General features: G+C 64.6%; 1 pseudogene. It reads left to right on the top strand.

Annotated features, from left to right (window positions below):
* Positions 1-11: 11 nt before the first annotated feature.
* A pseudogene (locus GO615_RS28490) lies at positions 12-384 on the top strand (hypothetical protein); the annotation flags it as partial.

The raw sequence follows: 384 nt of genomic DNA, 5'->3' as shown, positions 1-384 counted from the left end.
CGCAAGCGCCGATGGTCGACGAGTTCTGCGTCAAGCGCAACGAGCCGGGCCGGACGGCGATCGAGCAGGCCACGCGAGCCAATCCGGATCTCGACACGGCGGCCGTCCGCGCCAAGCTCTCGGCTGCGCTGCGCGAGCACTGCACGGAGCGACCGGTGATCTTCAACTACGCATCGGCGTTCAAGGAGGCCCCGCTGCTGCGCTACCTCCTGAACGGCGTCATCGTGACGGCGTCCATCTTTGTTCTCCAGGTCATCATCGCGTTGCCCGCCGCCTACGCCCTGGCCAAGCTCAAATTCTGGGGCAGAGATGCAGTCTTCGGCCTGGTCCTGTTCTGCCTGCTGATTCCCGTGCATGCCATCGCGCTGCCGCTTTACATTATGC

Source organism: Aromatoleum evansii (genome assembly GCF_012910805.1).
GTDB lineage: Bacteria > Pseudomonadota > Gammaproteobacteria > Burkholderiales > Rhodocyclaceae > Aromatoleum > Aromatoleum evansii.
This window is presented reverse-complemented; position numbering and strand designations above follow the sequence as displayed.